Here is a 25,874-nt window from a genome sequence, read left to right on the forward strand (position 1 = left end):
GAGGATAAGACCATGGGCATATCCAGAGCGCCGAAGCTTGAATGGAACCTCAATACACTCCTGCAACTCGTCAGCCTCGCGACTTTGCTGGCGACGGGCATCTATGTCTGGGCCAATACGACGCGGGACGTGGAAGAGCTTCAACGCTGGCGCATGGGGCACGAGCAGTATCACAAGGAGCGCCTGGCCGAGGTGAAGAGCGTCGAAGGGCGCACCGAGGAGCGCTTTCGCTCGATCGAAAGCGAAGTTAGGAAGATCGATAACCTGACCTATCGCATCGCGGCGGCCGAGCAGACCACGGCGACCACATCAGCGGCGATCAAGGATTTGCAATCGCTCGTGTCGGCGCAGTCCGGGGATATCAAGGTCATTCGAGAAATCTTGCAGAGGCTGGAGGCCGGGCAGCGACGTGGCGCCGAGAGGGAATGAAAAACCCCGCCGAAGCGGGGTTATCAATGAGCGGCGTGCGAGACTTAGAATTTCACACCCAAGCCCAACTTTACGACGCTCTGGTCGAGATCGACATTAATGATGCCAGGGCCGACGTCGATGTCCTTATCGCCGAAGTGATTGTAGCGATACTCGCCGCGGACAAAGACATTGTCGGTAACAGCGTACTCGACGCCCGCGCCAAGGGTCCATCCGCTGAACGTCTTGGTAAACTTCTCGCCGGTCGGAACGTCCTTGACGAATCCGCGTGTCGCTGTCCAGCCGCCGGCGCCATAGACGAGGGCGCGATCAATCGCGAAGCCGACGCGGCCCCGCACCGAGCCGCCCCACTCTGTGCCAGCTTCTACGCCTGCGAATTCTTGGTCATTCCAATTATAGGAGACATCACCCTCGATGCCGGTTACGAAGCCGTTCGAGAACTGCCAGTTGTAGCCGACAAAGCCGCCAAGCGTTGCGCCGTTGAAATTTTCGCTCACGGTAGTGCCGAGCGCACTGAAATCACCATTCAGCCAGCCATGACCGATATCGGCGCCAACATACGCGCCGGACCACTGAAACGGCATGGCATAGTCAGCTTCTGGAGAGGTCATCGGGGCCGCCATGTCAGCTGCGTGAGCGGTCAACGCGATAAGAGAGAATGCAACTGTCGAAAGCAAAACGTTACGCATCGGTCGAGCCCCAGGTTGGAGTGTGTTGATCTATTGTTACTCTCAGAGAGGCATCTTTGCTGTAGCCGGCACGCAACAGTTGTTCTCGCAAATGAATTCGAGTTCACCCATTGCGGATGAATACGTCGGCCTCATCGGCGGCCAAAAGAAAGGCCTGGCGCGCTGCATCTGGCGGTTCCCGGCCTCCCAACACGGCGAGGCAGACGTCGCAAGCTTCAGCATAAGCCTTGCCAGTGGCGTTCGGCCATTGTGAGAGGAGGATGTGCGCGGCCTCCGCCGTGCTTGATATCGTCCTGTACTGACCGAGTTTGGCGGTCTCAAACGTCACCGGCTCTTCCCATCGACCCGTTTCCATACTGCACCTTACGCGAGACTAGTCGTGGTCGCGAAACGGTAGTGCGAGGTAGTTGTTCCGCCGCCTCTGCTCATACGATAAAGTGAATAAGCGGGTGGGCACGCAGCTCAGTCGAGTGCCGTAGCGAGAGCGAGCTTCCGTTACGTCAATAGGTTGTATTGCGTTGCAACACATATATTTGCGTGTAACTGTTAACCTATCATTAATTGGGATTGATCAACTCTAGATATGGCGTAACGTAAAGTTGCAGTAATCGTCTTGGAGGAGATGTTCTCATGGATAATGCGGTTGTGAAATTGCGCGTGAAAGCTCTCGTTGATAAGAGGCCCGTTGTTCGCAGGCCGGATCCGACCCCCGAGGAAAACGTCGCATACACGGAGACAATGCTTCGTGAGCTAAGGGATAAGGCGATGGAATGCGACTGGTTGCTCGCGCACCTCATCGAGATGGCGCAGCTTCATGCCACTGACCTTCGTGCGAACCCTATGAAGATGCAGCGTCATCGGAAGTGACGTCGGAATCCTGTTTCGGCAGCTCGCTGCCACACGAATTTTCGAGGGCGTCAACGACTTCGAGATGTTCTTTCAACTTCTCAAGTGACGCTCTCGCATCATCTCCCTGAAGGGCTGAGACGCGAGCAACGCCAAGCGCCAGTCGCGTTTGAGCTTCCTTTTTCGTCCGATGCGGCATCGTCTGACCTCGACGTCCAGAACCTGAGAAGTGTTGTCAACAAAATTCCATTAAGTCGTCCGCGCGTCAAACGTATTTCCCTCGATCGCGCGGCTCTCTTTCAAGGTGTCTGAACGTGACGGGATACCTTAAGCGGGCGATTTAGGTTTGTGCTCGGCTGGATCATCGCCCTGCAAATCCGAGTTAGGATGCGCCGGCATTTTCGCCCTGTAGAGTCGTTCAAATTCTTCTTTTGTCTCCGCGGCGGTTTTACCGTCGGAGAAATTTTTACGAACCAAGGCCATCGCCGCTTTGAACAGTTCCGTATCGGCATTGTCGTTTGCACTGGACATGACTGCCTCCATATGGATGTACCGCATATACCGACTATTTTATGGATGCGCAACTTCTGGTGGCGACAATCTGCACGGCTTTGGCGAGTACTTCGGTCGAATCGGCGGTCATAGCCCAAGGTACGCCGTGAGCACGAACCACACTACCGCGGCATTGATGGCTGAGGCGGCAAACATCGCCCACATCGCTTGTGTCTTCCAGGCGAGAAGCGCCACCACGACGCCGACGGCTGAAATGGCGTAGATCGTCGTCACAGGAAGCTCGGCTGCTCGAGCTCGACCGGTAACAGGATAAGCCCGTCGTCGGGGATGGGCCGTTGCAAAGCCTTTGCTTCGTCCCAAGGCGCCCGCATCCAGACATCGCGTTCTTCTTCGGTCGTGAGGATCACGGGCATTGCCTTGGGGTGGATCGGCTTCACGACGCTGTTTGCGTCCGTCGTGAGGAAGGCAAAAAGCTCGTGTTCGCCCGGACGCGGGTTCTTCTGCGAGCCACGCTCACCATTCCATGTCGTCCAGATGCCAGCGAAGAACGCCAGCGGCCGCTCCTCGTTGATGGCAAACCAGCGCTTGGTCTTCTTTGGCCTGGTGTCCTCCCACTCGCAGAACGTCGTCCAAGGCACGAGGCAGCGATTGTTGGGGCCAAGCCACCGGCGCCAGTGCGGCGAGGTCGTATTGCGGATGTTCATTACGCCTCTTTCCGGCTTTCCCTGGCTTACGGCGAAGGGCTCGGGCATGCCCCATGTCAGCGCGACCAACTCCCGGCCATCTTTTCCCTCTCGGACAACGGGGGCGGGAGAATCGGGGAAGACATCAAGCGAAGGCTCCAGGTTCCCGAGTCTGTCGTGCATCACTCGCGTGATTTCGCGGAGGGCTTCCTGGTTCGTGCGGACATTGTAGAGATTGCACATGCTACTCTCCTAGTAGGAGGCCGAACAGTCGGACGATCCCAACCACCAAGCTCATTCCAGCGCATACCAGAAAAAACAGCATGACGGCCCAGAACCCGATTTCGCGCAGCATTGGTTCCTCCAGACATCTGGAAGATAAAGCGGCCGCCTCAGGCCGGCAAGGCGCCACCGGTGCGGGCCGATCCTGGCTCCTTGTATGGATAATGTCCCCAGCACCACCAGCGTACGGGCTCACCTCTCGAGCGGGCCATGCCGAAGCCGCCCCATTCATTGCAGCCGGGATGCTCGCAATAATGCTCATCGGGGGCATGGGGGTGGGTGTCAGTCTGCTCTATAGCCATATCGGCGGTGTATGTGAGTCTCGACATGGGGTCACCGCCTCCTGCGACGGGGCGATCGGTTTTTTGTCTCAGGGCGAGGGCCTATGAAATCGATCGGCGCATTAGGCTTGGCGTAGTTTTCGATATCCTTTGGACTAACGATGCAGTGACCCTTGCCGCCGCATTTCGTGCACCGAAATGTTCGACCGATGGCATCCTCGTTCGGAGGTAGGCGGGTCATGTCGATTTCCACCGAGCGCTTGCAGGGCGAGCAGGAAACGGTCAGCCTCATCCCAAGGGCGATCATGCCCGCCCAAGTCCTGTTTGACGTGTGCCTCTTCTCTTCAGGCATGCGGCTTCTCCTTCGAAGGGCCGCATCCCTCGTTCTTCATGTGTTCACGTTCCGCCCGAGCGGTAAATGATCTTGAGGAAGGAAAGAGTCAATAAGCGCCGCCAGAACATATTCGGAACCTCTGGTGGGACTCCGGTGGGACTTTAGGTTCCCACCGCTGCATTTCCACGCCGTCTGTTCCTTTTTCGTGCCAAGGTGCAAATTTCCGCTTGCATCCAAATGGCTGAGATAATAGGGGTTTGCTCGGTCCGGAATGTAGCGCAGCCCGGTAGCGCACTTGACTGGGGGTCAAGGGGTCGTGGGTTCGAATCCCGCCATTCCGACCAATTCTCCTTCTCCCACATATCCTGTTTCACCGGAACTTTTGCCGGTTCTTCGCGTTACCATGCCGCCGGCTCTTTTCGCCGGTGTCATTCGAGCGAGAGGGCAACGGACATGGAAGAAGCAGGCATCGGCTGGATTGCGGCCATCATCATCGGCGGTATTGCGGGCTGGCTCGCGGAACGGTTCATGAAGAGCGACATGGGCGTTCTCATGAACATCCTCCTGGGCATCGTCGGCGCGGCCTTGGCGAACCTTTTGCTCGGACTTATCGGCGTTTCGCTGGGCGGCTGGATCGGTTATCTGATCGCGGGCTTCATCGGCGCCTGCATTCTCATCGCGGTGGCGCGCGCTATCAGGCGATAGAGAAAACACGTTTCCCAAGGCCGTCTCTCCGTGAGGAGAGGCGGCCTTTTTCGTTTGCGCACATCTTACGCGACGAGGCTGCGGTAGATCGCTTCGGTCTCGTCGATCATGCGGTGCAGGGCGTAGTCGGCGCTGCGGGCCTCGGCGGCGGCGGTGTAGCGGGCGAGGCTGTCCGGGCTGGCGAGGTTCAGCATCGCGTCCGCCAGCCGCTCGGGGTCGTCTGTGTTTTCGATCAGCAGGCCGTTGTGCTTGTCCTTCAACACCATCGAGGCGCCGCCGACATCGGTCAGGACGAGCGGCTTGCCGGCGGCGGCGGCCTCCAGCATCACATAGGACATGGCTTCGTAGCGGCTCGGCATGACGAGAACGTCGATCGCCGCCATCGCGTCGGGCCCGGTAAAGCGCGTCGTGAGGTGCATGCGCCCGGCATGGCTGCTGGCCTTGATCCGGCTGCGCGTCGCCTCCTGCGCCTCGCCCGTGCCGATCATCAGGAGATGCGCGCGCGACAGGTGTCCGGCGAGGCGGTCGAAGGCTGCCACCAGCCGTTCCGGCGCCTTCTGATGACAGAGGCGGCCGACGAAACCGTAGAGCAGCGCATCCGGGGGGATGCCGAGTTCCCTGCGCACGGCCGCGCGGGTATCGTCCGGCGGCGTCTCGACGCCGTTGACGACGATGGTGAGTTTCTCACGCGGTATGCCGAGGCCGCGGGCATGCGCGTACTCGTCCTTCGAGACGCAGATCAGCCGGTCGGTCAGCAGGCGCGCGAGCATCGTCTCGATCAGGCCAAAGACCCGGCGGCCTGTCTTGCCGAGACCGGGATCCATGGTGCGGAAGGCATGCGGCGTGTAGACCCGCGGCACATGCCGTCCCGGCAGGCGCAGACGCGCGAGCGCGCCCGCCTTGGAGCTGTGGCCGTGAATGATATCGAAGGGGCCTGCCTGGCGCATGACGCCGGTCAGCTGACGCCAGGCGCCGAAATCGGCCGGGCCCGGCGAGCGCTTCATCGGCACGACATGGATGCCGGCGAGGTCGAGGGCGGTGAGTTCGGCGACGAACCGCTCCTCCGCCCTCACCGGGGAGTAAATGGCATGCACGCTGTGGCCGCGCGCCTGCATGCCCCGGCACAGGTCGATGAAATGCCGGCCGGAGCCGCCGCCGCTGGGTTCCAGGATTTGCAGGAGGCGCAGGGGCCTTGGGTTCCTGATCGGGGCTGCGTTCATCAGGAGACAGCGCCTTTGACGCTGCGCAGGTTATGGCGCCGCTCGAGCGCGAAGCAGCCCCAGAGGATGCCGAGCAGCAGGTAGAAGTGCCTCCAGTGGTCGGTGTCGATGACGAAGCCGATCACGCTGTGGCCGACGATGGTGATGAGGGCGATCATCAGGTAGGGCTGCCACGGCCTGTTGCGCAGCAGGTATTTGAAGCCGGCGCTGAGCGTCCAGGCGATGAGGGAGACATAGCAAAGGAAGCCGAGCCAGCCGTAGCTGGTCAGCGACTTCAGCCAGATATTGTGCTCGTCTTCCGGAAAGATCTTGCTGAACACCATGGGGCCGATGCCGAGCGGCTTTTCCATGGACATGAGGAAGCCGATGCGATGGCGGTCGAAACGGCCAAGATGCCCGCCGTCGTAATCCTGAACGAGCTGGGTGCGGTTGGAAAAGAGGTCCGCGACCTTGTCGAACTGGAGCGCCACGAGCAACGCGATGATCATGAGGCCCGCCGCCGAGATGCTGAGGATGAGGATCTTCAGCCGGAAGGCGCCGGTGCGCTCCTTCAGCAGCATGATGAAGACGAGCGCCACCACCGAGAACAGGTAGAGCGCCCAGGCGGCGCGGGAAAAGGACAGGAAGACGCCGAGCGCCAGGATCAGCACACCGATGATCTTCAGCGGTGCGCCGAGAATGCGGCCGGAAAGCAGGCCGTACATCAGGTAGAGCGACGGCGCGACGAGATAGGGGCCGAAGACGTTCGGGTCCTGGAAGGCGCCCTTGGCGCGGTCGTAGAGCGTGAAGGCTTCCGCCCCGGGAAAGGCATGGAAATAGCCGAGGATGCCGAGGATGGAGGTGATGAGCGCGCCGGCCACCCAGGCCCTGAAGATGAGCTCCAGGCGCGAATGGCGCGCCTCGATGATGGCGGCGAAGAAGACGCTCGACAGTGCCAGGAACAGCGAGACGGCGACATACATCGGCCCGCCGGCCAGGTCGTCCATCACGGTCAGCGACAGCATGCCGCCGACATTGAAGGTGACGAGCAGGACGAGCAGGGGGGCCACACCGCGCGAGATGCGCAGCCCCACGATGGCCCAGAGGCCGATGAGCCCCGCCATGAACAGCTCGTAGGGGGCCGGCTCGCTCATGACGAAGCCGGACAGGAAGACGCCGACCGCGACCAGCATCGAGCCGAACACGCCGACGGCCGCAAGCTGCGGCCGGAACGGCGGGGCATAGGGGAGGGCCGCGTCGCTCAATAGGCGTTTTCCGTGTTGAGCAGCCGGAAGGGCGTCAGGAACAGGATCTTGAGATCCAGCCAGAGCGACCAGTTCTCGATATAGTGGAGATCGAATTCCGTGCGGAAGCGGATCTTGTCGTCATGGTCGATCTCGCCGCGCCAGCCGTTGATCTGCGCCCAGCCGGTGACGCCGGGCTTGACGCGGTGGCGGGCGAAGTAGCCATCGACCACGTCGACATATTTGCGGTCGTGCGACTGGGCCTGCACGGCGTGCGGGCGCGGGCCGACCAGCGAAAGCTCGCCCTTCAGCACGTTGAACAGCTGCGGCAGTTCGTCGATCGAGGACTTGCGCAGGAAGCGACCGACGGGAGTGACGCGCGGATCGCCCTTCGTGACGGCGGCGCGGGCCGAGGGGTCGGAGAGATGCGTGTACATCGAGCGGAACTTGTAGACGTCGATGATCTCGTTGTTGAAGCCGTGGCGCTTCTGCTTGAAGATGATCGGCCCGGGCGAGGAGAGCTTGACGGCAATGGCCGCGCCCAGCATGACCGGCCAGAGCAGGACGAGCGCGACGATGCTGAAGAACAGGTCGAAGATGCGCTTGGCGACATTGTCCCAATCGGCGATGGGCTTGTCGAAGATGTCGAGCATCGGCATGCTGCCGACCTGCGAATAGCTGCGCGGGCGGAAGCGCAGGCCCTTGGCATGCGCGGCAAGGCGAATGTCGACCGGCAGCACCCAGAGCTTCTTGAGCAGCGTCAGGATGCGTGCTTCCGCCGAGAGCGGCAGCGAGATGATCAGCATGTCGATGCGCGCGAGACGGGCGAATTCCACGAGTTCGGCGACGTTGCCGAGCTTCGGATAGCCGGCGATGACGGAAGGCGAACGGCGCTCGTCGCGGTCGTCGAAGATGCCGCAGATGCGGATATCGTTTTCCGGCTGCTGTTCCAGCGTGCGGATCAGTTCCTTGGCCGGCTCACCACCGCCGACGATGACGGCGCGCCGCTCCATGGTGCCGTTGCGCGCCCAGCGGCGGATGGCATAGGCGATGATATGCCGCTCGACGACGAGATAGACCGCGCCCACGGCGAACCAGGAGACGAACCAGATGCGCGAATAATGCTGCCCGGATTTGAAGAAGAACACCATCAGCGCCATGATGGCGAAGGCGGCAGCCCATGCGGCCAGGATGCGCGGCATCATGCGCAGCGGCGAGCGAAGCGACGGAATCTGATAGCTATCGGCAAGCTGGAGCGTCAGCACGCCGACCGCGGCGCCGCCGAACAGCACCAGCGCATAGAATCCCGTCAGCCCCATGCCGACATAGAAGGCATGGATGGCGTAGCCGATAACCAGCAGCATCGCGAATTCGCAAAGCCGAAGCAGACCCGTGATCATGGACGGGGAGAAGGTGTCGATGCGGAACTGTTGTGCGATCTTGCGCGCGAGCGGGTTGAGCTCGACGGTTTCCTCGTCGCCCGACTTCGTCTCCTGCGAAAGCGTGCGGATTTCCGACACCTTGCGGCGCAGGCTATCCGGATCGAAGGAGTCGGGCGGTTGGATCTGGTTCATGGCTGTACCTCAGCAGGCTTTCAGCCTCAGATAGCATGAAGCCCCTAAGAAACGTTTACGGCTGGCGGGTGCCAGGCGCGCCGAACGGCCGCGTTTTGCCGCTCTGGGTGGCCAGAATGTCCCGGTAAAGCGCAAGCAAGGCCTCCGACATGGTCCGGGCGGAGAACGTCTTCCTGAAGGCGACGGGCTCGGGCATCGCCTTGCGGAGCCAGACAGGATCGTTCATCGCCTGTGTCATCACCGCGGCAAGGGAGGCGGCATCGCCCGGCTCGGTCAGCGCGGGGCTGTCGCGGCCCAGCACTTCCGGGATGCCGCCCACGCGGCTGGCGATGACCGGGCGGCCGGCGGCGATCGCTTCCAGCACGATATAGGGCAGCGCTTCCGCGCGCGAGGGAACGACCACGGTGCGGGCAAGCGCGAAGGCCTCTTGCGCCTTCATGGCGGGCAGCAGCCCGATGCGGCGGCCGAGACCGCTCTCCACGACGCGCTGCTCGTACTTCGCCCTGTCCGGCCCGTCGCCGATGATCAGCGCCGAAAGCGGCCGCCCGACGCGGCGCTCGGTCTGCGCGAAGGCCTCGATGAAGACATCCGGACCCTTCAGGTCGCGCAGCATGCCGATATAGAGGAAGTCGACGGCGTCCTCGCGGGGATAGACGATCTCGAAGTCCCGATCGTGAATGCCGTTATAGATGCGCTCGGCGCGTACGCGCGGCGTGCCGACGCGCGCGATATAGGCGTCACGCTCGTAGTCGCAGACGAAGGTGAGGGCATCGCCGCGCCGCTCCAGGAGCCGTTCGGCGGTGAGGATCGCCAGGCCCGCCGCCGTGCGGCTCGTATAGTGCAGGCTGCCGCCATGCGGCGAATAGAGGCGGGCTACGCGATACCTGTTGACCCGCAGGGCTGAGCCGATGAGCCGGGCAATGGCGCCACCCTTGGCGCCGTGCCCGTGCAGGACATCCGGCTGCAAACCTTTTATTTCATGATAACTTTTCCTGAACGCGCCGATGTCGCGAAGGTCGACGGACCGGCTGATGGGCATGCGCACGAGGCCGAGCGAGAGATAGGGGCGGATTTCGTCGAAGAGCACATCTTCGAACGAGCCGCCTGTAAGGCTGTCGCAGATGATGCCGACATCATGCCCGGCCTTCGTGTGAAATTCGGCAAGGTCGCGCACATGACGGAAGATTCCACCGATGGGGGAACGGAAGCAGTGAATGATGCGCAGAGCCCCATCGTCCGCCATGATGCTCAGAACAGCCGTTCACGAACATAGATCGTGTCGCCGGCCAGGATGGGATCGGAGATGGAAACGCGGCCCGTGACGATCTTGCCGTTGATCTTGCGCGTCACGTCCACGTCGCGCTGGTTGGCGCGCGGCGAAAATCCGCCGGCGACCGCGATCGCGTTCTGGATGGTCATGCCCGCGACATAACTGTACTGCCCGGCCTGGCCGACCTCGCCCATGATGTAGATCGAGCGGTAGCGATCGACCTCGATGGAGACGTCGGGATCGCGCAGGTATCCCTGCCGCAGCTTCGCGGCGATGATGCTTTCCAGTTCCTGGATGGTCTGGCCGCGTGCCGGCACGGCGCCGATCAGCGGGAAGGCGAGATAACCGGCCTGGTCGATCGTATAGGTGTTGGACAGGCCGGCCTGTTCGAAGACGGTCACGCGCAGGCGATCGCCGCTGTCGAGGCGGTATGGCTGGATGGTCGCTTCATGGAAGGCCTTCGGGGCAGGGCGGTATCCGCTGCAGCCGGCAACGGCCGGCACGATAAGCGCCAGCGCAAGCAGCAAGCCCTTGTTGATCGTTGCGAACGTCATTCGCTCAGTCCCAAATCAGAGTGTGGCCTTCGTTATCCATCCGTTAGGGTTAATGGCCGGTAAATATGCGGGCGATATCGCGCAAAAGTAACAAATCTTATTTACACAACTCAGAATGGTTAACGCTTGGGTTACCATATTTGTTTACCGTGCGCGGAAATCGTCGGTTTGGAGTAGAGATATGTCGGGCGTTCACGGGAGCCAGCAGGATGTCGATATCGACCTTGGCGGCCTTTTCGGCGCGATCTGGCGGCACCGCATGCGCGTGCTGCTGGCGACGGTTGCCGGCGCGGGCCTCGCCTTTGCCATCGCGAGCGCCATCACGCCGACCTACAAGAGTGAATCGCGCCTTCTCATCGAAACCCGCGAGCCGGCCTTCACGACGGGCCAGGACCGCTCGCAGGGCAGGGAGCAGCCGGCCTTCGACGAACTCGGCATCGCCAGCCAGGTGCAGATGCTGAAATCCGCCGACCTGATCAAGCAGGTCGCGCGCAACATGAAACTCTACGAGCTGGAAGAATTCGACCCGACCGCCAAGCCGTCGGCCGTCTCCGATCTGCTCGTGCTGCTCGGCCTGAAGAAGAACCCGCTCGATCTGCCGCCGGAAGAGCGGGTGCTGAAGGAGTTCAACGAAAAGCTCGTCGTCTACCAGGTGGAGAAGTCGCGCGTCATCGGCATCGAGTTCTCCTCGCGCGATCCCCGCCTTGCGGCCGCCATTCCCAACGAGATGGCGAAGGTCTACCTGTCGCTGCAAAGCGGCGCCAAGCTCGATACCAATTCCGAGGCGTCACGCTGGCTGGAGCCCGAAATCGTCAACCTGCGCGAGAAGGTGCGCGAGGCCGAGCAGAAGGTCGCCGAGTACCGCTCGCAATCCGACCTGCTGCCGACAGGCGAGAACTCGACCTTCGCCGTGCGCCAGCTCAACGACATCTCGACCGAGCTTGCCCGCGTTCGCGGCGAGCGTGCCACCGCCGAGGCGCGGGCCGAAAGCGTGCGCGCGGTGCTGCAGAATGGCGGCGCGCCCGATACGCTGACCGAAGTCGTCGGCTCCCAGATGATCCAGCGCCTCAAGGAGAGCGAGGCGCAGATCCAGGGACAGATTTCCGACCTGTCGACATCGCTCTTGGAAGGACATCCCAGGCTGAAGGGCCTGCGCTCGCAGCTCGTTGGTATTCGCACGCAGATCAAGTCGGAAACCCAGAAGATCCTGTCGAGCCTTGAGAACGAGGCGAAGACGGCACGCCTGCGCGAGACGCAGCTCGTCCAGCAACTCAACACGGTCAAGGCGGATACGGCGCGCGCTGGTGAAGACGAAGTCGGCCTCAAGGCGCTGGAGCGCGAGGCCGCAGCCCAGCGCGAACTGCTCGAAACCTACCTTGCCCGCTACCGCGAGGCGACCTCGCGCACCGGCGACGGCGCCACACCCGCCGATGCCCGCGTGATTTCAGCGGCCGTCGAACCGACGGAAGTCGCTTTCCCCAAGGTGATCCCGATCACCATCGTCGGCGGCGTGGCCGGCTTCGCGCTCAGCGCGATCGCCATCCTGCTCGCCGAATTGTTCAGCGGCCGCGCCCTGAAGCCGGTCGGTGTGGTGGCGACGCCCGCCCGCCGCCGCGAAGAGAATGAGGATGAAGCTGCCGAGACCGAGTTCGTGCCCGACCAGCCGCCGCTCGTTCGCCGGGAACACGCCGAGCACGTCGCCGTTCGCGACATGCATGCGCCGGCCCGGTCGCTGCTCGCCGACATCCGTCCCGTCGAGGAAGACGACGAGGACCTGGAACCGGCGCTCGTGCCCGAGGCGGACGAAACGGTTGCCGTTGAAGAGGACGAAGGCGATTTCTCGGTGAATGCCGTCGCCCGGCACATGATCGAGAACAACATTTCGGTGGCCATTTCGGTCTCGCCGTCGGGCGATCGCGGCTCGACCGCCGCCGTCATGCTGGCGCGCCGGATCGCGCAGGAGCATCGCCGCACGCTCATCATCGACCTGACCGGCTCGGCCTGCCCGACCCGCCTGATGGCGGAGTCGGTTCACCTGGCGGGGATCACGGACCTTTTGGTCGGCGAAGCCGCTTTCGGCGACATCATCCACGGCGATCGTCTTTCTCCCGCCCATGTCATTCCGCGCGGCAATGCCAATATCCGGCGCGCCATGCGCGGCATCGACCGGCTGGCCATGGTGATCGACGCGCTGTCGGACGCCTATGATACCGTGATCGTGGAATGCGGCCCGGCCGAGGTGGAGGGCGTGCGCCGCCTGACCCGCGACCGGGAGACGGATGTCATCCTCTCTCTGCCCGGTGCGGACGAGGACGAGGTCGTGGACCTCATCGGCGCCTTCGACGAGGCGGGCTACAGCGACATCCTGCTGATGACCGGCGAGACGGGCGAACCGCCCCGCCATCCGGGCCGCCGCGTGGCCTGACGGATCAGTCCGTGCCCGTGCCGGCGCGGGCCGCCTGCCGCCCCGAGCGCCGGCGTTGCAGGAACGCGTAGATCTGCGGATTGCGCTTGATGAAGCGCTTGGCGCCCGCCTTCAGGCGATGAAGCGCGGCCGCGAGGCTGCCGGCCGGTGTCGTCGCCCACAACAGGTCGTATTGCGGCGTCTCGATCGTGCACCAGGAGCGTTTGTAGAGCTGGTCGCCGATGCCGAAATCGAAAAGCGCCACGCCTTCCCCGCAGAGCTTGCGAATGGCCAGATGGAACAGGAACTCGCCGGGGCTCGCACCCGCGGCGACGCTTTCATCGAGCGATCCGAACTGGCAGATCACGTGATCGCCCTTGCGCGACAGCCCGGCAATGGCGGCGATATGGCCCGCATGTGGGCCGGTGAGGCGCAGCGCGTGAAGCTGAAGCGGATATTCGGTATCCGACGCTGACGTGGTCACGAGCGCGCGGAAGAAATCACGGGTACGCTCGTCGCGGAAGACATCCGGCAGGCCGAGCGCCTGGAAGCGAACGGACTTCTGACGGAAGAAGGTTTCCAGAAGCGCAAGCGCCTCGTTTCCGGCCGGCGCGATGATGTGCTCGTAGCCGCCAAGCTCCATCAGACGGCGTTCGGCGTTGCGGAACTTCTTGCGCCGGTTCTTGGCATTGATCTGGGCGAGCGTGCGCTCGAAATCGCCCAGCAACGGCAGCTGGAAGGCGGCGTTCTGGTTCAGGACGGCGGGCAGGTCGCCAAACGGATTGGTTTCACCGCGCCACTCGAGCGGCACCTTGTCGAGCAGGAGAAGGTCGAAATGGCGGGCGAAGTCGCCACGTGCCTGGCGCAGCGCCCTGCGAAACCGGGGCGGCGAGGCAAGCGCCCGGAATGCGCGCGTATAGAGGCCGGTGTTGAGGTTGCTGAAATCGGTGGCGAGCAGGCGCGCGATCCGCACCGGCCCGTGCCGCACGATTTCGAGCGGCAGGATGAGCTGCGTGCGGCCGCCGGATGCGCCCTCGACGACCAGCAGCTTCGTGCCCTGTGTGCGTGCCCAGGCCCGGCACCAGTCATAGCTCTGGTGGAGCGACAGGTTGTTTTCCGCCTCCAGCGCGCGCCATGCGGCTTCCAGGGGTTCCATGCGGTCGTGCAGGCGGATGGAGAGAGGACCGAAGGCGAGCGCACCGTCACCGGCCGCCGTCGCATCGGCCGGCGCCGGCTCGGATGGCATCGCCTGGAAATTGAGTTGCATCGCTCCCATGGTGTCGCCTTTATGCACCTGCGGCCGTCTTGCCGCATCGGACACGATAGGCACCAGGCTTGCGCAAAAGGTTTAAATCCAGTGCTCCCGCGGCGCATGCCCGGGGAATTTGGCCGGCGCGGTTAGCAATTTCATAACGAAAATCCGAAAATCCGAACGTTCGGGGTGATCGGTCGACGCCGGATCGTCAGCTCAGCCAGCCGGTGGCGAGCGCACACGCCCAGGCAAGCTCGCCGCGGCTTTCCGCCAGACGGGCCATGGCCATGTGATCGTAGTCCACGAGATGAAATGTGGCGTCCCACCGGTCTCCATGCCGCTCGATCACGGCATAACGCGCATGAGGCGTACCCGTTTCGACCTTGTGGGGCACCGGTTCGTCGTCATCATAGGCGGGTGAGCCGACGCTGCCGGGATTGACGACCAGACGGCCGTCGCGCAAGCGCACGGCGCGCGCGATATGGGTATGGCCGCAGAGAAGGACCGGGTGGTCGATGCCGCCGGCCAGCGCCTCGATCCGCTCGATCGGGGAAAGCTGCATCACGCCTTCGCCGGAGGGTTCATCGAGCCAGTAGGTGGTATCCGTCCCGGGCGTGCCGTGGCAGAGAAAGACGGTGTCTGCGACGAGACGGGTCGGCGGCAGCTGGGCCAGCCAGTCGAGGTGGTGGGCGGCGAGCTGCGCATGCGCCCTGCGATCCCAGCTTCCCATGGCGTCCGACTGTTTTTCGATGAGCCAGCGGTCATGGTTGCCGGCGATGCAGGCGATATCGGCGCGCGACAGCAGGATATCGGCGGTGCGGCCTGCATTGAGCGCGCCGCTCAGGTGATCGCCGAGATTGACGACCTCGCGAATGCCGCGGCGATCGATATCCGCCAGCACGGCTTCCAGTGCGAGATCGTTTCCATGGATGTCCGCAATCACCGCAATGCGCATTGCCGTCACTCCTCGCGCGGCTTGCCGGGCTTTTCCATCCACTTGATGATCAGCATGGCCGGCAGGATCCACAAAAGGCCGGTGAGCGTGAAATAGAGGAGGTGGATATACCACGGCGATTCCCCCAGCGTCGCGACGGCGACCGTGGTCGCGACCAGCGCATAGACGAGCACGAGGATGATGATCAGGATCGTGCCGATCAGTTTTCTCAGGCGAGGGGGCATTTCGGACCTTCGTTCGGCGGGGCTGCAGGGCGCGACGGCATGCCGCAAAGCTTCGGGCCTTGTTTTGCACGGCCCGGTCGGGCAAATCAACGTCGGAGCAGTTCGCGGCGAAGGGTGCAGGCCATTTTGTGCCCGCGACCGCGTGGAAAAGCCGCAGCGGCAGGCAGATCGCCGCTCCGGGCAAAGGAGCCGATGAAATGAGCGCCACAAACGTAACAGCCTATCGCAGCGTCGACGACGCGGGACGCATCGAGCGCAATCGCCGGCAGGTCCGCATCTGGCTGGGCTTCGTGCTGTTCATGCTGTTCGTGCTGGTGCTCGTGGGCGGCGCGACGCGCCTGACCGGGTCGGGCCTCTCCATTACGGAGTGGAAGCCCATCCATGGCGTCATCCCGCCGATCGGCGCGCAGGAATGGCAGGAGGAATTCGAGCTCTACAAGCGCATTCCGCAATACGAGCAGGTCAACAAGGGCATGACCGTCGACGAGTTCAAGACGATCTTCTGGTGGGAATGGGCTCACCGCCTCATCGCCCGCTCCATCGGCTTCGTCTTCGCCGTGCCGCTCGCCTTCTTCTGGCTGACCGGCCGCATCGAGCGCAAGATGCGCTGGCCGCTCGTCGGCCTTCTCGCGCTTGGCGGGTTCCAGGGCTTCATCGGTTGGTGGATGGTGTCGTCGGGCCTTGCCGAACGGGTCTCCGTCAGCCAGTACCGGCTTGCCACCCATCTCACCATCGCCTGTCTGATCTTCGCCGGGACCGTGTGGCTGATGCGCGCCCTCGCGCCGCACAGCGACGATGAGGCCCCGACGCAAGGCTCGCGCCGCATGGCCGGCATCATCGCCGGCATGGCGATCTTCCAGATCTATCTCGGTGCGCTCGTCGCCGGCCTGCATGCCGGCTTCACCTACAACACATGGCCGCTGATGGACGGCGCCGTCGTACCCGGCGGCCTCTTCCTGCAGCAGCCCTGGTGGATCAATCTCTTCGAGAACCCGAAGACCGTGCAGTTCGTGCACCGCATCGGCGCCTATGTGCTGTTTGCGCTGGCGCTGGTGCACCTGATCGCTTCGCTGCGCGCCGCGCCCGAGACCACTCATGCGCGCCGCGCGCTGGTGCTGTTCGGCCTCGTCTGTCTCCAGGCGACCATCGGCATCCTCACGCTGATCTGGCAGGTGCCGCTCGGCTGGGCGCTGGCGCATCAGGGCGGAGCACTGGTGGTGCTCGGCTTCGCCGTCGCGCACTGGCGCGGCTTCTACGGCGAATATGACAGGGACGACGCGCCGGCGTGATCCGGTCAGGCCTGCCTGAGAACGGTGCGGATCGCGGCGGCCACCGCCAGTTCGTCGTCGCGGTCGGCTTCGTTGCCGTCCTCGTCATGCCAGGCGGCCGACAGGCAGCCATAGGCGAACGCGTAGCGCAGGATGGTGCGCACATCGCGCCCGAGCGTCTCCGCGAAGACATCCGCCATGCCGGCGATCCGCGCTTCGTCGCGGGTGAGGTCGAACCGATCCAGCGGATTGGAGAACATGTTGGCGACGTCGAGCGCCGCATCGCCGATCAGCCCGGCGGGATCGATGATGATCCAGCCGCGCGGTCCATGCATGATGTTTTCGTGGTGCAGGTCGCCGTGCAGCGGCTTGATATCCCGCTGGTCGGCCAGCAGCGCCTGCGCCATGGCCGCCGCTTCCGCATAGGGGCCTGCAAGGCCGTCCTTGCGGTCCCGTTCGGCCTTGGCGAAGAGGCTTGCGAAGTAGCGTGACAGCGGTTGCAGGCTGGCGGGCGGCGGGCTGTCGGAGGCGCGGTGATAATCGAGCAGGACGCTGGCGGCGATGCGCGTTGCATCGCTGTCGCCGTGTGACGCCATGTGATCCCTCAGCGTCGTCCTGCCCGCATGTTCCATCAGCAGCATCGTGCCGGAACGGGCGAGAAGTCTTACGCAGCCGACGCCATCCCGCCATGTCAGGAAATCCGCGCCGCGCAGGCTGTCCTCCAGCGCCTTCGGCTTCAGGTGCTTGACGATGGCGTTTTCGCCGCCGGCAAGCGTGACCTCGTAGACGCTCCCGGCGACGGTGTCGGCAAGAAGACTGGAGCCTTCGATCCGCCATTCGTCGGGAAAGGCCGGCTCGGGCGTCGTCATGCGCCCAGCATCAGGTCCATGTTCTGCACGGCGGCACCCGAGGCACCCTTGCCGAGATTGTCCAGCAGGGCGACGAGGTTGACATGCGGCGCGCCCGCCGTGCCGAAGACATAGAGCTTCATGCGGTCGGTATCGGCCAGTTCCACCGCGTTGACGCGGGGAAGGCTGGCGGTTTCCTTGAGATCGACCACCTCGACGATATCCTGGCCGGCATAGTGGTCCGCCAGCGCCTCGTGGATGGAGCCGAGCGAGGCGTTCTCCTTGAGGTCGGCGAGATAGAGCGGCACCTGCACGATCATGCCCTGCGGGAACTTGCCGACGGAGGGCGCAAACAGCGGCGCGCGGCCGAGAAGCCCGTGCACCTGCATTTCCGGCACATGCTTGTGCTTCAGGGTGAGGCCGTAGAGGAAGTGCGGCGAAGCGATATGCTCGGCATGGCCTTCATCTTCCATCTGCGCGATCAACTGCTTGCCGCCGCCGGTATAGCCGGAGACGGCATTGACGGTGACCGGGTAATCCTCCGGCAGGATGCCGGCGAGGCGCAGCGGACGGATGAGGCCGATGGCGCCCGTCGGATAGCAGCCGGGATTGGCGACGTAACGCGCGCCCGCGATCTTCTTCGGCTGCTCGCGATCCATTTCGGCAAAGCCGTAGGCCCAGTCCGGGTTGATACGATGGGCGGTCGAGGTGTCGATGATGCGCACGGAATTGTTGCCCGCCACTATGGCCACGGCTTCCTTGGCCGCATCATCAGGCAGGCAGAGGATGGCGATATCGGCGCTGTTCAGCAGGTCTTCGCGCAGCTGCGCGTTGCGGCGCTCGGCTTCCGGGATGGACAGGAGCTCGACATCGGCGCGGCCGGCCATGCGGGTGCGGATCTGCAGGCCCGTCGTGCCGTGTTCGCCATCGATGAAGATCTTCGGTTTCATCTGCTGTCCCATCCTGTTCGCGCGTTCGCCGCCGATATAGCCCCTTGCCCTGTCGTATTCAACGCCGTGTTTCAGCGTCGTTCGGCCAGCGCCTCGGCGTGAAGGCCCAGCATGTACATGGCGATGGTGGAGCCGGCGATGGCGGTGATATCGGCATGGTCATAGGCGGGCGCCACCTCGACTACATCCGAGCCGACGATATTGAGCGCGCCAAGCTTGCGCAGCACCGACAGGATACGCGCGCTGGAGGGACCGCCGGAGACCGGCGTGCCGGTGCCGGGCGCATAGGCCGGATCGAGGCAGTCGATGTCGAAAGTGAGATAGGCCGCGCGGTCGCCGACATGATGGATGATTGCATCGGCGAGCTCGGCGGCACTCATCTCCTCCACATCATAGCCATAGAGGATGCGGATGCCGCAATCCTCCGGCGCATGGGTGCGAATACCGATCTGGATCGACGTCTCGGCATCGATCAGCCCTTCGCGGACCGCGGTGCCGACGAAGGAGCCATGGTCGATGCGGCCCTTCTCGTCGGCCCAGGTATCCTGGTGCGCGTCGAACTGCACGAGGGAGAGGGGACCGTACTTCTCGGCATGGGCGCGCAAGAGCGGCAGCGTGATGAAATGATCGCCGCCGAGCGTCAGCATGTAGGCGCCGGATTTCAGGATCTTCTTGGCCTCACGCTCGATCGTCGCGGGCGTCTTCGCGTGGTTGCCGTAGTCGAGCAGGCAATCGCCATAATCGATGACGGCCATGTCCTCGAACAGGTCGCGCTCGAAGGGATATTGCGGATCGTTGTCCATGATCGCCGAGGCGCGGCGGATCGCCTGCGGCCCGAAGCGCGTGCCGGGACGATTTGAGGTCGCGGCATCGAAGGGAATGCCCCAGACGACGGCGTCGACATCCTTCAGCACCTTGGTGTAGCGCCGGCGCATGAAGGAGAGAATTCCGGCATGCGTCGGGTCGGAGGCCGCGCTCTTCAGCGATTTTGCGGTGATGGCGTGATCGATCGTCTTGTTGGCCACTGTCAGGCTCCCGATTGCTGTCGCCCTTCGAAAAGGTTGCCTGTTTCAGCAAAATGCCGTCGCCGCGGCAAGTCCCGTGGCTGAAAAGAATGCGTGTATCCTCGCGACGATGACGCATCCACCTCAAAGCGGCGGCAGGCGCCGGGCGACGGATGTTCCCTTGATGACGGCCGTGCTGGTGACGGCATGGTCGGAAAGCGCCTCGAGAACATCGTCCATTTCTTCGATCGAGTGGACGACGAGGCGGGCGAGAAAGGGATCGTCCCCCGTGATCTTGTCGCATTCGATGAACTGTGGCGTATCCTGGATCAGCTTCTCCACCACATGCAGCTTGCCGGGCAGCGGCCTGATACGCACGAGAGCGCGAATCTGGTAGCCGAGCGCGCGCGCATCGACGTCGAGTGTGAAGCCGCGGATGACGCCGCCGGCCTCCAGCCGACGCACCCGCTCCGACACCGCCGGCGCGGACATGCCGACGAGGCGGGCGAGTTCACTCATGGAGAGCCGTGAATCCGCATCGAGCGCTACCAGGATTCGGGAATCGACGGCATCGATGGATGAGTTTTCATATTGAAGGCGATTGGGGATTTTTGAGCTGCTCATCGATGCATTATAGCGGTTCTGCCTTCGGTTCTCCATGGAAATCAGCCTGTCCACCCTCCATGATCGCGCATCACAGGAGTGACCCATGCTGATTGGTATTCTGGCCGGCCTGACAACATGCGCGTTGTGGGGCCTCACATTCATTGCGCCACGCGCCGTCGATCCCGCCTCCACCTTGGACCTCACCGTTGCACGATACGGGATATTCGGCCTGGTTTCCGTGCTGCTCATGCTGCATCCGCGCTTTCGCCCGCGCGGCCTGACATGCAGGCGCTGGCTGACCGGCCTGTCTCTCGGCGGCGCGGGCTATGTCGTATATTTCGTCGCCGCCGCCTATGCGGTCAGGCTGGCGGGCGCCGCCATACCGCCGCTCGTCATCGGTACCATGCCGGTGCTGCTGGCGTTGATCGCCAACTGGCGCGACCGGTCTGCCCCGTGGCGCGCGCTCGCTGCGCCGCTCGCGCTGATCGCCGCCGGCGTGGCGATCGTCAACATCTCGGTCATCGAGGCAGCCGGGCCGGAGGGGCGCAAGGCGGTTCTGCTCGGCGTCCTGGCGGCCTCGGCCGCGCTTGTTATCTGGATCGCCTACGGCCTCGCCAATGCCGCCGTCATGCGCGCCGCCGACGCGCCGGATGGCCTGCACTGGACGGGCGTACAAGGAGTAGGGGCGGCGATCGGCAGCATGGCACTTCTGCCGCTGACCTCTTTTTCGACGCAGCCCCTTGCCGGTCCCGACATGGTGAACTTTCTCGGCTGGGCTGCGGTCATGGGCATTGCGGGATCGTGGATCGCGACATTCTGCTGGGGGATCGCTTCCGCCAGATTGCCACTCGCGCTTGCCGCGCAGCTCATCGTGGCGGAAACCGTGTTCGGTCTCGTTTACGGGTTTGTGTACGAAGCGCGGTGGCCGCAGACGGCCGAGTGGATCGGCGCAACGCTGCAGCTCACCGGTGTCGCGGTGGCGGTGGCCCTCTTCAGCAGGCCGGGATTATCCACCAGAGGCGCCGGAAATGCCGAAGCGTAGAACGAGAAAGGCCGGGGCGAGCCCCGGCCTTTCCTGAACCAAAATCGTCCGGGCGATTAACGCTTGGAGAACTGGAACGAACGACGGGCCTTGGCCTTGCCGTACTTCTTGCGTTCGACGACGCGCGAGTCGCGGGTCAGGAAGCCGCCCTTCTTCAGGACCGAGCGCAGGGCCGGCTCGAAGTAGGTCAGTGCCTTGGAGATGCCGTGACGAACGGCACCGGCCTGGCCGGAAAGGCCGCCGCCGGCGACGGTCGCGTCGATGTCGAACTGGCCGTCACGGGCAGCTGCGACGATCGGCTGCTGCAGGATCATCTGCAGGACCGGGCGTGCGAAGTAGGCTTCGAACGACTTGCCGTTGACGGTGATCTTGCCGGAGCCCGGCTTGACCCACACGCGGGCGACAGCGTCCTTGCGCTTGCCGGTGGCGTAGGAACGGCCCTGGGCGTCAACCTTCTTGACGTGAACCGGGGCGGAAGCGGCCGGAGCTGCAGCGGCGACGCCGAGGTCCTTGAGCGAGGAGAGGTCGGCCATTATCAGGCGCTCCTTGTGTTCTTGCTGTTCAGCTTGGCGACGTCGAGAACGACGGGCTGCTGGGCTTCGTGCGGGTGGTTGGCGCCGGCGTAAACGCGCAGGTTCTTCATCTGGCGACGGCCGAGCGGGCCGCGCGGAACCATGCGCTCGACAGCCTTCTCGAGAACGCGCTCCGGGAAGCGGCCTTCGATGATCTGGCGAGCCGTGCGCTCCTTGATGCCACCCGGGTAACCGGTGTGCCAGTAGTACTTCTTGTCGGAGTACTTCTTGCCGGTGAAGACGACCTTGTCGGCGTTGATCACGATGATGTTGTCACCGTCGTCGACGTGGGGCGTGAAGGTGGCCTTGTGCTTGCCGCGCAGGCGGTTCGCGATGAGGGTAGCGAGGCGACCGACAACGAGGCCTTCGGCGTCGATGAGGATCCACTTCTTCTCTACCTCGGCGGGCTTCTGTACGAAGGTACCCATGGGAGTAGCTCTTTCTGTAGGGTCCCGAAGCCTTGCGGCCTGGGGCGTTTCTTGTTGCTTGGTTTGGCGCCTTGCGGATGCCAAAAATCGAACGCGGCCCGTGGGGACCGCGATCTGGTGCGGCTTATAAGCGAGAGCCGGCAGGGCGTCAAGCGACGTGGTTCGGAGGATGTGAAAGATAATCATTTAAAAACAATGGCTTGATTTAATGGTATTAAGATACCACAAATTATCGCGGTGGAATCGAGTAAGTCGCGGTGGCATGGGCCACGAGTTCCTCGCCGCCGGCATCGAAAATCGAGGCGTCCACCACCGCCAGCCGCTTGCCGAGCTTGAGGAGGCGGCACGTGCAGGAAAGAGGGCCGGGGGCGGGCTTCCGCAGGAAATTGATGTTGAGATTGGTGGTGACGGCAAGCGCCACCGGCCCGATATGGGCGAGCACCGCGCACCAGGCGCCGACATCGGCGAGCGCGAAGAGCGTGGGGCCGGAAATCGTGCCGCCCGGGCGCAGGTGCCGCTCGTTGGGCGTGAGCCGCAGCGTCACCGTTCCGGGGCCGACCGCCATCACCTCGAACACTTTCCCATCCGTATGGAGCTGCGGAAAATCGGTTTCGAGGAAGCGGTTCAGCGCTTCCGGATCCATGATCGGCGTCACTTCCATCGCAGGCGTCTCCTTTTTAGCGTTTACAGACCGATTTCCCCTCTCTCGCAAGCCCGCTGAAAGTCTAGCTTGCCGCGCTTGAAACGGGCGGCGGCGCGGCGTAGGACCTCAGGACGATACGACAAGGAGGCGAGCATGGCGGATGTGGTGGAGTTCAGGAAAGAGGAGCCGGCCGGCCTGGTGCGGATCGAGCGGCAGGCGCCGGTGTTGCGTATCACGCTGAACAACCCGCCGGCCAACGCGCTCTCCATCGCCACCATGCGGGCGCTTGCCGAGGCGCTCGATGCCGTTGCGGCAGATGACGCCATCCGCGTCGTCGTGCTGGCCTCGACCGGCAAGGTCTTCTCCGCCGGCCACGACCTCAAGGAAATGACCATGCACCGTGCGGATGACGACGGCGGGCGCGCCTTCTTCGAGAAGACCATGCGCATGGCCGCCGACATCATGCTGAAGATCGCCGCGCTGCCGCAGCCCGTCGTGGCCGAGATCGACGGCCTTGCGACGGCCGCCGGCTGCCAGCTCGTCGCGAGCTGCGACCTCGCCATCTGCACGGACACCGCCACCTTCTGCACCCCCGGCGTCAATATCGGCCTGTTCTGCTCGACGCCGATGGTCGCCGTGACCCGCGCGGCGCATCCCAAGCAGGCGATGGAGATGCTGCTGACCGGCGAGACCATCGACGCGTCCACCGCCAAGGATTTCGGCCTCGTCAACCGCATCGTCCCGCAGCAATACCTGCGCCAGGTCGTCGACAAGTACGCCGCCGTCATCGCGTCCAAGTCGCCGCAGGCCCTGCGCATCGGCAAGGCCGCGATCCGCGCCCAGGCCGGCCTGCCGGTCGCGGACGCCTATGATGTGGCGGTCGCGACGATGGTGGAGAACATGCTGGCAGACGACGCAAAGGAGGGCATCGGCGCGTTTCTGGACAAGCGTATGCCGGAGTGGGATCGGAAATAGATTACGCCAGCTTGAGCACCAGCACGCCGCAGGCGATGACGGCGCCGGCGAGGTAGCGCCAGACGCTTGCCTTTTCCTTGAGGATGAAGACGGAGATGAGGAGGGCGAAGAGGATGGCGGTTTCGCGCAATGCGGCGACCGTCGCGACCGGCGCCCTGGTCATCGCCCACAGCGCCAGCCCGTAGGACGCGATGGAACCGGCGCCGCCGAACAGGCCGCGCGCCCAGTTGCGGCGGACATGGCTCCAGACCGGAGCGGTGCCGCGCCGCGCGATCGCCCAGGTGAATAATAAGACCGGCGGCAGCAGCGCCATCCAGAGCGTATAGGAAATCGCGTTGCCCGAGACGCGCGCGCCCGCGCCGTCCACAAATGTATATGTGGCGATGACGACGGCATTGGCCAGCGCCAGCAGGATGGCATGGCGCCCGCCGCGGCGCGATTCAAGCGCGAGCGTCAGCACGCCGGCCGAAATGACCAGCACGCCCGCCATGGCCGTCGTGGTCAGGTGTTCGCCCAGCACGAGGCCGCTCGTCATGGCGACGATGAGGGGCGCCACGCCGCGCATCAGCGGATAGACGAGCCCGATATCGCCGGCCCGGTAGGCCGCGGCCACCAGCTGGAAATAGGCGAATTGCAGGACGGCCGAGACGAGGATGAACGGCCAGGCCTCCGGTTTCGGCAGCGGCACGAAGGGCAGGAAGAACAGCCCGACGGCGCCGGCGCCGAGCGCCACCATCGCGGCGTCCAGCGACTTGTCGGTTCCGGATTTGACCAGCGCATTCCATGTCGCATGCAGGGCCGCGCCAAGAAGCACGAGGAGAAGAACGTCGAACGGCAATCTGGGAACCTCGGCGGGGCAGGCGGGGCGAACGGGAAGGCACCTCTTCATCCGCCCAAATCCTGACATTTGCAATCGGGATCTGCCGCAACTTTTGTGATGGAACCGGCAGAATCCGTGATGACTGCGCCGGATTGGCACAGATCGCGCCGCAAAGGCCCTGCCGGGGCGCTCTTCTTCTTTAAGGTTTCGCGCTAGAATGGCGAACAGCAAGGCATGGGAGAGACATTCGCGACAGCCGGAGGAGGCAGCGATGAACCACGACCATTATCCCGACAGCTATATCCGCGACATCCTTTCCAGCGTGCATACGATCGCCGTCGTCGGCGCGTCACCGAACGATGCGCGTCCGAGCCATGGCGTCATGGGCTTCCTGCTCGGCAAGGGCTACCATGTCATTCCGGTCAATCCCGGGCATGCCGGCAAGGCCATTCTCGGCCAGACCGTCCATGCCCGCCTCGCCGATATCCCTGAGCCGATCGACATGGTCGACGTTTTCCGCGCTGCCAGCCAGTTCGGTGCGGTCGTGGACGAGGTGCTGGGGCTGCCGCGACGCCCGAAGGTCCTGTGGGGGCAGTTTACCGTGCGCGACGATGCCGCCGCCCTGCGGGCCGAAGCCGCAGGTTTTCGCGTCGTGATGGACCGTTGCCCGGTGACGGAATATCCGCTGCTCATGCGCAAGGCATCGTGACACCGGGCAAACATTGACTTCACATAGCGTTACCCCAATTCTCCCCGAAAACGGGAACGCGCCATGAATCATGATTCCTATCCGGACTATTATCTTGCCGACATTCTGCGCGCGACGAAGGTGATTGCCCTCGTCGGCGCCTCGCCGAACCCGGAGCGCCCCAGCCAGCGCGTCATGGCGTTCCTGCTGCGCAAGGGCTATCGGGTGATCCCGGTCAATCCAGGGCAGGCGGGCAAGGAAATCCTCGGCCAGCGCGTCGTCGGCCGTCTGGCCGATATCGAAGAGCCGATCGACATGGTCGATGTCTTCCGCGCCGCCAATGCGCTTCCAGCTGTCGTGGACGAGGTGCGGACGCTCTCGCCGCTGCCGAAAGTCATCTGGGGGCAGCTTTCCGTGCGTCACGACGAGGCTGCGGCCAAGGCCGAAGCCGCCGGGATCAAGGTCGTGATGGACCGCTGCCCGGCCATCGAATATCCGCGCCTCATCGGATGACGGCATTGCGCATGGCGCGCTTTGCCGCAGCCGCGCGCGAGCGGAAAACTCCCTTTGACCGGCCGCTATCTCTCTGAAA

Annotated in this window: 31 protein-coding genes and 1 tRNA gene; 11 read left to right on the forward strand and 21 right to left on the reverse strand. The window is 63.7% G+C overall.

Going from position 1 to position 25,874, the window contains the following annotated elements; translation table 11 throughout:
- Positions 1-12: 12 nt before the first annotated feature.
- The gene (locus tag B5M41_RS20700; RefSeq protein WP_230640260.1) at positions 13-429 is read left to right on the forward strand and encodes a hypothetical protein; all 417 of its coding nucleotides are present in this window, start codon (positions 13-15) and stop codon (positions 427-429) included.
- Positions 430-473: 44 nt separating this feature from the next.
- Here the strand turns inward: B5M41_RS20700 and B5M41_RS20705 are convergent, their stop codons facing one another.
- Positions 474-1,118: an outer membrane protein gene (locus tag B5M41_RS20705; protein WP_134650918.1), complete on the reverse strand. Its 645-nt coding sequence runs from the start codon at positions 1,116-1,118 to the stop codon at positions 474-476.
- Positions 1,119-1,221: 103 nt separating this feature from the next.
- Entirely contained in the window at positions 1,222-1,446 is a 225-nt protein-coding gene (locus B5M41_RS20710) for a DUF982 domain-containing protein (RefSeq protein WP_167719329.1), read from the reverse strand.
- 302 nt (positions 1,447-1,748) lie between these two features.
- On the opposite strand from B5M41_RS20710, the gene B5M41_RS20715 reads away from it, so the two are divergent.
- Complete coding sequence (locus B5M41_RS20715; protein ID WP_134650920.1) at positions 1,749-1,985, forward strand: hypothetical protein; 237 nt, start codon at positions 1,749-1,751, stop codon at positions 1,983-1,985.
- A 306-nt stretch (positions 1,986-2,291) separates the two neighbouring features.
- On the opposite strand, the gene B5M41_RS20720 is transcribed toward B5M41_RS20715, so the two are convergent.
- The 3 genes from B5M41_RS20720 to B5M41_RS20730 form a co-directional block, all read right to left on the reverse strand.
- Positions 2,292-2,495: a hypothetical protein gene (locus B5M41_RS20720; RefSeq protein ID WP_134650921.1), complete on the reverse strand. Its 204-nt coding sequence runs from the start codon at positions 2,493-2,495 to the stop codon at positions 2,292-2,294.
- Positions 2,496-2,603: 108 nt separating this feature from the next.
- On the reverse strand, positions 2,604-2,750 hold the full coding sequence (locus B5M41_RS20725; RefSeq protein ID WP_167719332.1) for a hypothetical protein: 147 nt from the start codon (positions 2,748-2,750) through the stop codon (positions 2,604-2,606).
- Complete coding sequence (locus B5M41_RS20730; protein ID WP_134650922.1) at positions 2,747-3,403, reverse strand: SOS response-associated peptidase; 657 nt, start codon at positions 3,401-3,403, stop codon at positions 2,747-2,749. The genes B5M41_RS20725 and B5M41_RS20730 overlap by 4 nt, the downstream gene beginning before the upstream one ends.
- 559 nt (positions 3,404-3,962) lie before the next feature.
- On the opposite strand from B5M41_RS20730, the gene B5M41_RS20740 reads away from it, so the two are divergent.
- The 3 genes from B5M41_RS20740 to B5M41_RS20750 all read left to right on the forward strand — a co-directional run bounded on the left by B5M41_RS20740 (position 3,963) and on the right by B5M41_RS20750 (position 4,762).
- Complete coding sequence (locus tag B5M41_RS20740; RefSeq protein WP_134650923.1) at positions 3,963-4,145, forward strand: hypothetical protein; 183 nt, start codon at positions 3,963-3,965, stop codon at positions 4,143-4,145.
- Between the two features lie 179 nt (positions 4,146-4,324).
- Positions 4,325-4,401 (forward strand) — tRNA-Pro (locus tag B5M41_RS20745).
- Between the two features lie 109 nt (positions 4,402-4,510).
- The gene (locus B5M41_RS20750) at positions 4,511-4,762 is read left to right on the forward strand and encodes a GlsB/YeaQ/YmgE family stress response membrane protein (RefSeq protein ID WP_134650924.1); all 252 of its coding nucleotides are present in this window, start codon (positions 4,511-4,513) and stop codon (positions 4,760-4,762) included.
- A gap of 65 nt (positions 4,763-4,827) precedes the next feature.
- Here the strand turns inward: B5M41_RS20750 and B5M41_RS20755 are convergent, their stop codons facing one another.
- Genes B5M41_RS20755 through B5M41_RS20775 form a run of 5 tightly spaced genes read right to left on the reverse strand, consistent with a single transcriptional unit; the run spans position 4,828 to position 10,603 of the window.
- Positions 4,828-5,982 (reverse strand): glycosyltransferase family 4 protein, encoded by a 1,155-nt coding sequence (locus B5M41_RS20755; protein ID WP_134650925.1) that lies wholly within the window; start codon positions 5,980-5,982, stop codon positions 4,828-4,830.
- On the reverse strand, positions 5,982-7,226 hold the full coding sequence (locus B5M41_RS20760) for an O-antigen ligase family protein (protein WP_230640262.1): 1,245 nt from the start codon (positions 7,224-7,226) through the stop codon (positions 5,982-5,984). The genes B5M41_RS20755 and B5M41_RS20760 overlap by 1 nt, the downstream gene beginning before the upstream one ends.
- Entirely contained in the window at positions 7,223-8,779 is a 1,557-nt protein-coding gene (locus B5M41_RS20765) for an undecaprenyl-phosphate glucose phosphotransferase (RefSeq protein WP_134650926.1), read from the reverse strand. The genes B5M41_RS20760 and B5M41_RS20765 overlap by 4 nt, the downstream gene beginning before the upstream one ends.
- 55 nt (positions 8,780-8,834) lie before the next feature.
- Positions 8,835-10,022: a glycosyltransferase family 4 protein gene (locus tag B5M41_RS20770; protein WP_134650927.1), complete on the reverse strand. Its 1,188-nt coding sequence runs from the start codon at positions 10,020-10,022 to the stop codon at positions 8,835-8,837.
- A 5-nt stretch (positions 10,023-10,027) separates the two neighbouring features.
- Positions 10,028-10,603 carry a polysaccharide biosynthesis/export family protein gene (locus B5M41_RS20775; RefSeq protein WP_134650928.1) on the reverse strand — a complete coding sequence of 192 codons (576 nt, stop codon included), beginning with the start codon at positions 10,601-10,603 and terminating at the stop codon, positions 10,028-10,030.
- Positions 10,604-10,784: 181 nt separating this feature from the next.
- Here B5M41_RS20775 and B5M41_RS20780 point away from each other — a divergent pair, with 181 nt between their 5' ends.
- Positions 10,785-13,028 carry a GumC family protein gene (locus tag B5M41_RS20780; protein ID WP_134650929.1) on the forward strand — a complete coding sequence of 748 codons (2,244 nt, stop codon included), beginning with the start codon at positions 10,785-10,787 and terminating at the stop codon, positions 13,026-13,028.
- A gap of 4 nt (positions 13,029-13,032) precedes the next feature.
- Here B5M41_RS20780 and B5M41_RS20785 read toward each other — a convergent pair whose 3' ends face one another.
- The 3 genes from B5M41_RS20785 to B5M41_RS20795 form a co-directional block, all read right to left on the reverse strand.
- Positions 13,033-14,283 (reverse strand): GNAT family N-acetyltransferase, encoded by a 1,251-nt coding sequence (locus tag B5M41_RS20785; RefSeq protein ID WP_230640263.1) that lies wholly within the window; start codon positions 14,281-14,283, stop codon positions 13,033-13,035.
- Positions 14,284-14,470: 187 nt separating this feature from the next.
- Positions 14,471-15,214, reverse strand: coding sequence for a metallophosphoesterase family protein (locus B5M41_RS20790; RefSeq protein ID WP_134650930.1), 744 nt, complete (start codon positions 15,212-15,214; stop codon positions 14,471-14,473).
- A gap of 5 nt (positions 15,215-15,219) precedes the next feature.
- Entirely contained in the window at positions 15,220-15,438 is a 219-nt protein-coding gene (locus tag B5M41_RS20795) for a DUF2842 domain-containing protein (RefSeq protein WP_134650931.1), read from the reverse strand.
- 197 nt (positions 15,439-15,635) lie between these two features.
- Here B5M41_RS20795 and B5M41_RS20800 point away from each other — a divergent pair, with 197 nt between their 5' ends.
- Positions 15,636-16,727, forward strand: coding sequence for a COX15/CtaA family protein (locus B5M41_RS20800; protein WP_134650932.1), 1,092 nt, complete (start codon positions 15,636-15,638; stop codon positions 16,725-16,727).
- 5 nt (positions 16,728-16,732) lie between these two features.
- Here the strand turns inward: B5M41_RS20800 and B5M41_RS20805 are convergent, their stop codons facing one another.
- The 4 genes from B5M41_RS20805 to B5M41_RS20820 form a co-directional block, all read right to left on the reverse strand.
- On the reverse strand, positions 16,733-17,575 hold the full coding sequence (locus tag B5M41_RS20805) for an aminoglycoside phosphotransferase family protein (protein ID WP_134650933.1): 843 nt from the start codon (positions 17,573-17,575) through the stop codon (positions 16,733-16,735).
- The gene (gene argC / locus B5M41_RS20810) at positions 17,572-18,540 is read right to left on the reverse strand and encodes an N-acetyl-gamma-glutamyl-phosphate reductase (protein ID WP_269139621.1); all 969 of its coding nucleotides are present in this window, start codon (positions 18,538-18,540) and stop codon (positions 17,572-17,574) included. Before argC ends, B5M41_RS20805 begins: the two co-directional genes overlap by 4 nt.
- A gap of 35 nt (positions 18,541-18,575) precedes the next feature.
- A complete protein-coding gene (gene speB / locus B5M41_RS20815; RefSeq protein ID WP_134650935.1) occupies positions 18,576-19,529 on the reverse strand; it encodes an agmatinase in 954 nt (317 codons plus the stop codon).
- Positions 19,530-19,652: 123 nt separating this feature from the next.
- Entirely contained in the window at positions 19,653-20,132 is a 480-nt protein-coding gene (locus B5M41_RS20820; RefSeq protein WP_134650936.1) for an Lrp/AsnC family transcriptional regulator, read from the reverse strand.
- 85 nt (positions 20,133-20,217) lie between these two features.
- Here B5M41_RS20820 and B5M41_RS20825 point away from each other — a divergent pair, with 85 nt between their 5' ends.
- Positions 20,218-21,156: a DMT family transporter gene (locus tag B5M41_RS20825; RefSeq protein ID WP_134650937.1), complete on the forward strand. Its 939-nt coding sequence runs from the start codon at positions 20,218-20,220 to the stop codon at positions 21,154-21,156.
- Between the two features lie 56 nt (positions 21,157-21,212).
- Here B5M41_RS20825 and rpsI read toward each other — a convergent pair whose 3' ends face one another.
- From rpsI to B5M41_RS20840, 3 genes are all read right to left on the reverse strand, one after another.
- The gene (rpsI, locus tag B5M41_RS20830) at positions 21,213-21,689 is read right to left on the reverse strand and encodes a 30S ribosomal protein S9 (RefSeq protein ID WP_134650938.1); all 477 of its coding nucleotides are present in this window, start codon (positions 21,687-21,689) and stop codon (positions 21,213-21,215) included.
- Positions 21,690-21,691: 2 nt separating this feature from the next.
- On the reverse strand, positions 21,692-22,156 hold the full coding sequence (gene rplM / locus B5M41_RS20835; RefSeq protein ID WP_134650939.1) for a 50S ribosomal protein L13: 465 nt from the start codon (positions 22,154-22,156) through the stop codon (positions 21,692-21,694).
- Positions 22,157-22,385: 229 nt separating this feature from the next.
- Entirely contained in the window at positions 22,386-22,817 is a 432-nt protein-coding gene (locus B5M41_RS20840; protein ID WP_134650940.1) for a PaaI family thioesterase, read from the reverse strand.
- A 135-nt stretch (positions 22,818-22,952) separates the two neighbouring features.
- Here B5M41_RS20840 and B5M41_RS20845 point away from each other — a divergent pair, with 135 nt between their 5' ends.
- Complete coding sequence (locus tag B5M41_RS20845) at positions 22,953-23,774, forward strand: enoyl-CoA hydratase (RefSeq protein ID WP_134650941.1); 822 nt, start codon at positions 22,953-22,955, stop codon at positions 23,772-23,774.
- Between the two features lies 1 nt (position 23,775).
- On the opposite strand, the gene B5M41_RS20850 is transcribed toward B5M41_RS20845, so the two are convergent.
- Positions 23,776-24,612, reverse strand: a complete 837-nt coding sequence (locus tag B5M41_RS20850) for an EamA family transporter (protein WP_134650966.1) — start codon at positions 24,610-24,612, stop codon at positions 23,776-23,778.
- 253 nt (positions 24,613-24,865) lie between these two features.
- On the opposite strand from B5M41_RS20850, the gene B5M41_RS20855 reads away from it, so the two are divergent.
- Both B5M41_RS20855 and B5M41_RS20860 read left to right on the forward strand, forming a co-directional pair.
- Positions 24,866-25,303 (forward strand): CoA-binding protein, encoded by a 438-nt coding sequence (locus B5M41_RS20855; protein ID WP_134650942.1) that lies wholly within the window; start codon positions 24,866-24,868, stop codon positions 25,301-25,303.
- Positions 25,304-25,366: 63 nt separating this feature from the next.
- Entirely contained in the window at positions 25,367-25,795 is a 429-nt protein-coding gene (locus B5M41_RS20860) for a CoA-binding protein (protein ID WP_134650943.1), read from the forward strand.
- Positions 25,796-25,874 lie beyond the last annotated feature (79 nt).

The organism is Shinella sumterensis (assembly GCF_004514425.2).
Taxonomy (GTDB): Bacteria; Pseudomonadota; Alphaproteobacteria; order Rhizobiales; family Rhizobiaceae; genus Shinella; species Shinella sumterensis.

Coding starts and splice junctions, on each gene's coding strand:
- B5M41_RS20700 (WP_230640260.1), top strand. CDS start 13: ATGGGCATATCCAGAGCGCCGAAGCTTGAATGGAACCTCAATACACTC.
- B5M41_RS20705 (WP_134650918.1), bottom strand. CDS start 1,118: ATGCGTAACGTTTTGCTTTCGACAGTTGCATTCTCTCTTATCGCGTTG.
- B5M41_RS20715 (WP_134650920.1), top strand. CDS start 1,749: ATGGATAATGCGGTTGTGAAATTGCGCGTGAAAGCTCTCGTTGATAAG.
- B5M41_RS20720 (WP_134650921.1), bottom strand. CDS start 2,495: ATGTCCAGTGCAAACGACAATGCCGATACGGAACTGTTCAAAGCGGCG.
- B5M41_RS20730 (WP_134650922.1), bottom strand. CDS start 3,403: ATGTGCAATCTCTACAATGTCCGCACGAACCAGGAAGCCCTCCGCGAA.
- B5M41_RS20740 (WP_134650923.1), top strand. CDS start 3,963: ATGTCGATTTCCACCGAGCGCTTGCAGGGCGAGCAGGAAACGGTCAGC.
- B5M41_RS20750 (WP_134650924.1), top strand. CDS start 4,511: ATGGAAGAAGCAGGCATCGGCTGGATTGCGGCCATCATCATCGGCGGT.
- B5M41_RS20755 (WP_134650925.1), bottom strand. CDS start 5,982: ATGAACGCAGCCCCGATCAGGAACCCAAGGCCCCTGCGCCTCCTGCAA.
- B5M41_RS20765 (WP_134650926.1), bottom strand. CDS start 8,779: ATGAACCAGATCCAACCGCCCGACTCCTTCGATCCGGATAGCCTGCGC.
- B5M41_RS20770 (WP_134650927.1), bottom strand. CDS start 10,022: ATGGCGGACGATGGGGCTCTGCGCATCATTCACTGCTTCCGTTCCCCC.
- B5M41_RS20775 (WP_134650928.1), bottom strand. CDS start 10,603: ATGACGTTCGCAACGATCAACAAGGGCTTGCTGCTTGCGCTGGCGCTT.
- B5M41_RS20780 (WP_134650929.1), top strand. CDS start 10,785: ATGTCGGGCGTTCACGGGAGCCAGCAGGATGTCGATATCGACCTTGGC.
- B5M41_RS20785 (WP_230640263.1), bottom strand. CDS start 14,283: ATGGGAGCGATGCAACTCAATTTCCAGGCGATGCCATCCGAGCCGGCG.
- B5M41_RS20790 (WP_134650930.1), bottom strand. CDS start 15,214: ATGCGCATTGCGGTGATTGCGGACATCCATGGAAACGATCTCGCACTG.
- B5M41_RS20795 (WP_134650931.1), bottom strand. CDS start 15,438: ATGCCCCCTCGCCTGAGAAAACTGATCGGCACGATCCTGATCATCATC.
- B5M41_RS20800 (WP_134650932.1), top strand. CDS start 15,636: ATGAGCGCCACAAACGTAACAGCCTATCGCAGCGTCGACGACGCGGGA.
- B5M41_RS20805 (WP_134650933.1), bottom strand. CDS start 17,575: ATGACGACGCCCGAGCCGGCCTTTCCCGACGAATGGCGGATCGAAGGC.
- B5M41_RS20820 (WP_134650936.1), bottom strand. CDS start 20,132: ATGAGCAGCTCAAAAATCCCCAATCGCCTTCAATATGAAAACTCATCC.
- B5M41_RS20825 (WP_134650937.1), top strand. CDS start 20,218: ATGCTGATTGGTATTCTGGCCGGCCTGACAACATGCGCGTTGTGGGGC.
- rpsI (WP_134650938.1), bottom strand. CDS start 21,689: ATGGCCGACCTCTCCTCGCTCAAGGACCTCGGCGTCGCCGCTGCAGCT.
- rplM (WP_134650939.1), bottom strand. CDS start 22,156: ATGGGTACCTTCGTACAGAAGCCCGCCGAGGTAGAGAAGAAGTGGATC.
- B5M41_RS20840 (WP_134650940.1), bottom strand. CDS start 22,817: ATGGAAGTGACGCCGATCATGGATCCGGAAGCGCTGAACCGCTTCCTC.
- B5M41_RS20845 (WP_134650941.1), top strand. CDS start 22,953: ATGGCGGATGTGGTGGAGTTCAGGAAAGAGGAGCCGGCCGGCCTGGTG.
- B5M41_RS20855 (WP_134650942.1), top strand. CDS start 24,866: ATGAACCACGACCATTATCCCGACAGCTATATCCGCGACATCCTTTCC.
- B5M41_RS20860 (WP_134650943.1), top strand. CDS start 25,367: ATGAATCATGATTCCTATCCGGACTATTATCTTGCCGACATTCTGCGC.